1 protein-coding gene is annotated in these 430 nt (G+C 64.0%); it reads left to right on the top strand.

What is annotated here, in order from left to right; all coding sequences use genetic code 11:
* On the top strand, positions 1-244 hold a 244-nt coding region (locus AC0L16_RS33605), incomplete at its 5' end, for a hypothetical protein (RefSeq protein ID WP_473625815.1).
* Positions 245-430 lie beyond the last annotated feature (186 nt).

Genomic DNA, 430 nt, shown 5'->3' with positions numbered 1-430 from the left:
CCTCGCCCAGGCCAGGCCGGACACCCGCGCCATGACCTGCCAACAGACGCAGGCGCTAATCCAGAGCCATGGCTCGGCGGTGCTGACCACCGGCCCGAACACCTATGCCCTCTACGTCCGCCAGTACAGCAATGCGTGCGACTCGCCGTTAATCCCAGCGGTAGGGTTTGTGCCGACGCGCGATGGCCAGTGCTTGGTTCATCGCTGCAGAGAGCCGCTCTCCACTCCGCCTGACCGAGGGTGACGAGCATAGCTATTCTGCTGCGCCTTTCGGCAGGTAGCCCTTGGCCTCCAGATCATCCACGATCACGGCTTGGCCTTCAGTCGGACGCCTGGGCTTCCGTGATTAAACCACGGCGCCCGTGGGCCTGTCCCACAGTGGGTCATTTGCTGCTGGCACCGCAATTGCATGGTCAGCATCGGGGCGAGT

Source organism: Mesorhizobium sp. WSM4848 (assembly GCF_055811375.1).
This window is presented reverse-complemented; position numbering and strand designations above follow the sequence as displayed.